This is a genomic window from Micromonospora sp. NPDC047187 (assembly GCF_040643355.1).
GTDB lineage: Bacteria > Actinomycetota > Actinomycetes > Mycobacteriales > Micromonosporaceae > Micromonospora > Micromonospora salmantinae.
In genome coordinates this window covers 1-1,030 of record NZ_JBEYUF010000062.1, presented here as the reverse complement: position 1 = coordinate 1,030, position 1,030 = coordinate 1, and the positions used below count along the sequence as shown (strand labels likewise).

The following is a 1,030-nucleotide window of genomic DNA, read 5'->3' as shown; positions in this document are numbered from 1 at the left end:
CGTGTTTCATAAGCTGGGTCAGAGCCATTCGCAGATGATGGTGATGGTGAGGATGGCCTGGAACCGGACGGCCAGCTTGTCGTAGCGGGTGGCTACGCCGCGGTGGCGCTTGAGCCTTTTGATGCCGTTCTCGACGGCGTGTCGCATCCGGTTAGAGGTTTGGGTCGAACTTGGGCGGGCGTCCACCGCGGCTGCCTTTGGCTTTGCGGTGGGCGTCCTGGTCGGTCTTGCTCGGGATGCACGCCTTGATTCCACGCCTGCGCAGGTAGGCGCGGTTACCTCGGCTGGTGTAGGCCTTGTCGGCCAGGACCAGGTCGGGGCAGGTGCGGGGCCGGCCTACTCCGAGACGGGTCACCTTGATACGGCGCAGGACCGCGATGAACTGCGGGCTGTCACCACGATGCCCGGCGGTCACGACCATCGATAGGACCTTCTGTCCCTGCTCACAGGCCAGATGCGTCTTGGTGGTCAGACCGCCACGAGATCGTCCGAGCCCGTGATCGGCGGGTTCGTCGTGCACGCCGCCGGGTGGCTCTTTCTGCAGGTGGCCATCTCTGCGGGCGCCGGCGGTGTGTTGGTGGGCGCGGCTGGTCATCGAGTCCACGCTGATCGTCCAGGTGATCCGGTCTTCCGCATCCCCGGTGGCCTGTGACGCGGCCAGGATCTTGTCCCAGGTCCCATCGCGCTGCCAGCGACGGAACAGGCCGTAGAGCGTCTGCCATGGTCCGTACTCGGCCGGGACGTCACGCCAGGGCGACCCGATCCGGATCCGCCACCTGATCCCGCCGATGAGCTGCCGTTTCTCCCACTTCGGCGGACGACCCTTCACCGACGCGGCAGGCAGCAGTGCGGCGAGCCGCTGCCACTGAGCGTCGGTCGGGGCCTGCCGCCTCGTCACCGCTAAGGCGGCCACGAGGTCTCCGGTATGAAGTTCTTGCTTGGTCGCAGAACCAGATACCGGAGACCTCTTCAATTGTCGATCACCGCCACGCCGGGACCTTCACCAGCCACCACGACTCCTGAAACACGC

At 66.0% G+C, this 1,030-nt stretch carries 1 protein-coding gene; it reads right to left on the bottom strand.

Annotated elements, in window-relative coordinates; all coding sequences use genetic code 11:
- Positions 1–18: 18 nt before the first annotated feature.
- A protein-coding gene (locus ABZ794_RS33900) for an IS5 family transposase (protein ID WP_210787722.1) occupies positions 19–847 on the bottom strand; the annotation gives its coding sequence in 2 pieces (ribosomal slippage) (positions 19–162 and positions 164–847; 828 coding nt in all).
- Positions 848–1,030: the final 183 nt, after the last annotated feature.